This is a genomic window from uncultured Sphingomonas sp. (assembly GCF_946477935.1).
GTDB lineage: Bacteria > Pseudomonadota > Alphaproteobacteria > Sphingomonadales > Sphingomonadaceae > Sphingomonas.
Map to the genome: position 1 here is coordinate 1 of NZ_CAMLAC010000356.1, position 2,509 is coordinate 2,509.

Genomic DNA, 2,509 nt, shown 5'->3' on the forward strand with positions numbered 1-2,509 from the left:
CCGTCACCGAGGATGCCGTCGAACGCCGCCTCGGCGTGCCCCGCGCCTATTCGGCCTTCGCCGTGCCCTTCGCCGCCACCACCAAGATGGACGGCTGCGCCGCGATCTACCCGGCTATCTCTGCGCTGTTCGTCGCGCAATATTACGGCCTCAGCCTGCACGCGACCGATTACCTGCTGATCGTCGCCGTCTCCGTCCTCGGCTCGGCGGCGACCGCCGGGCTCACCGGCGCGGTGGTGATGCTGACGCTCACTTTGTCCACCCTCGGCCTGCCGCTGGAGGGCGCCGGGCTGCTGCTCGCGATCGATCCGATCCTCGACATGGGCCGCACCGCGATCAACGTCGCAGGGCAAGCGCTCGTCCCCACGCTGGTCGCCAAGCGCGCCGGCCTGCTGGCGGACGAAGCCACGCACGACCGCTTGCCCGAGGCCGCCCCCGCGGCGTAAAAGGCGCATGAGCTTGCCAGCGGTGCGTTGCCAAGGTAATACACGCGAGTGGCCGACCGCCGGAACCCCAAGTCATGCGCCCCGATCCGTTCAATCCCAATGATCCCTTCCGGGGCGACCGTCCGCCACCCGATCGCCCGTTCGAGCCGATCGGCGACGCCAGCCCCTATTATGACGAGAATGACGAGCGCTGGAATTTCGGTCCGGTCGACGAGCCCGAGCGTCGCCGCCACATTCCCTGGGCCAAATGGCTGGTCCGGGGCCTCGGCGCCGGCATCGTCCTGCTTGTCGTTGCGATCATCTGGCTGGCGGTCACCGCACCCTTGTCGCGCTCGCTGCAGCCGCCCACCCCGCCCTCCATCACGCTGACCGATGATGACGGCCAGCCGATCGCCCGGCGCGGCGCGATCATCGGCAAGCCGGTCGACGCCGCCGCCCTGCCCCCGCATGTCCGCGAAGCGTTCATGGCGATCGAGGACCGGCGCTTCTATTCGCACTGGGGCATCGACCCGCGCGGCATCCTGCGCGCCCTCGTCCACAATCTGGGTTCCGGCGGCGTGCGCGAGGGCGGCAGCACGATCACGCAACAGCTCGCCAAGAACGCGTTCCTGGATTCGGACCGTACCGCCGGCCGCAAGATCCGCGAGGCGATGATCGCCTTCTGGCTGGAGGCGTGGCTGACCAAGGACGAGATCCTGTCGCGCTATCTGTCCAACGTCTATTTCGGCGACAATGTCTACGGCATCGACGCGGCGGCGAAGCATTATTTCGGCCGCACGCCCAAGACGCTCAACATCGGCCAGGCCGCGATGCTGGCGGGACTGGTCAAGGCACCCTCGCGCCTCGCCCCCACCAGCAACCTTGCCGGCGCGCGCAAGCGGCAGGCGGTGGTCGTGGGCGCGATGGAGGATGCCGGTTTCCTGACCGCCGCAGAGGCGAACGCCGTCCGCCCGCAGCGCGTGCTGGCCCAGCGCCCCGAAACCCTACCCAGCGGCACCTATTTCGCCGACTGGGTGCTGCCCGAGGCGCGCGATCAGGCCGGCGAGATCAAGACCGAGGCGACCGTCCGGACCACGCTCGACCGCCGTTTCCAGCGGCTCGCCGAGCGTACCGTGCGCCGCGCCGGTCTCCGCCAGGCACAGGTCGCGCTGGTCGCGATGCGCCCCGATGGCCGTGTCGTCGCGATGGTTGGCGGCAAGGATTACGCCAAGAGCCCGTTCAACCGCGCCACCCAGGCGCGTCGCCAGCCCGGTTCCGCCTTCAAGCTGTTCGTCTATCTCGCCGCGCTCCGCTCCGGCCTGACCCCCGATTCGATCGTCGAGGATCGCCCCGTCGACATCGCCGGGTGGAAGCCGCGCAACAGCGACGGTCGCTATCTGGGCGACATCACCTTGCGTCAGGCGTTCGCGCGCTCGTCCAACGTCGCCGCCGCGCGGCTGACGCAACAGGTGGGCGTGCGCGCGGTCATCAAGGCGGCGCGCGATCTGGGCATCTCCACCCCGATTGCCAACGAGGCGACGATCGGCCTGGGCACCTCCACCGTCTCGCTGCTCGAACTCACCGCCGCCTACGCCGCGATCGCCAATGAAAGCTATCCGGTCCAGCCCCGCGGCCTGGCGGACGTGCGCGACAAGAGCTGGTATCAGTCGCTCACCGATCGCCCGCAGGGTTTCTCGGCCAGCGTGCATGACGGCATGCTCGACCTGCTCGGCTCCTCGATCCGCAGCGGCACGGGAAGAGAGGCGCTGCTGACCGTCGACGCTTACGGCAAGACCGGCACGACGCAGGACGCGCGCGACGCGCTGTTCGTCGGCTTCGCGCGCGATCTGGTGGTCGGCGTCTGGGTCGGCAATGACGACAACACGCCCAATCCCGGCCTGTCGGGGGGCGGCGTGCCGGCGCGCATCTGGCGCGATTTCATGCAGTCCGCCCTCGACATCGCCCCCGTCCCCGCACCGGTCGAGGAAGAGGCGGTCGACGAAAACGTCATCGACGCCAACGTGATCGAACCCAGCGATCCGGTCGGCGATCTGATTCAGGGCATGGGCGTCGACATGCGGCTG

General features: G+C 69.2%; 2 protein-coding genes. Both read left to right on the forward strand.

From position 1 onward, the window contains the following. Positions 1-446, forward strand: a 446-nt coding sequence (locus tag Q0U08_RS19815; RefSeq protein WP_298093509.1) for a cation:dicarboxylase symporter family transporter, incomplete at its 5' end; no start/stop codon positions are given. Positions 447-520: 74 nt separating this feature from the next. After that, positions 521-2,509 (forward strand): transglycosylase domain-containing protein (locus Q0U08_RS19820; RefSeq protein WP_298093511.1); only part of this gene is annotated, 1,989 nt, incomplete at its 3' end.